We start from the raw sequence: 364 nt of genomic DNA on the forward strand, positions 1-364 counted from the left end.
GCGCCCAGCTCCATGAAGACCTGGGTCCACGGCACGATGAAGATGATTTCCAAGTCAAATACGATGAACTGGATCGCGATCAGGTAGTAGCGCACATCGAACTTCATGCGCGCGTCCTCGAAAGCCTCGAAGCCGCATTCGTACGGCGAGAGCTTTTTCAGATCAGGACGTCGTGGACCGAGGAATCGGCCGACCAGCATCAGCGATACGCCGATACCGGTGGCAACGATCAGAAACAGCAGAGACGGCAAATATTCGGCCAGCACAGCGATTCTCTCTTGCCTCTGCCGCTGCGCCTGCAGGCGCTTTGGCATGGGGGAGTGGACGGATACCGCTACCTGGCGCTTTGCGCGCCAGACGAACC

Annotated in this window: 1 protein-coding gene; it reads right to left on the bottom strand. The window is 58.5% G+C overall.

The genetic code is table 11. The annotated features are described in order from the left end of the window. Positions 1 to 314 (bottom strand): NADH-quinone oxidoreductase subunit A (gene ndhC / locus AC1DN0_RS41945; RefSeq protein ID WP_477146737.1); only part of this gene is annotated, 314 nt, incomplete at its 3' end. Positions 315 to 364: the final 50 nt, after the last annotated feature.

This window comes from Cupriavidus sp. 05N39, from assembly GCF_056397325.1.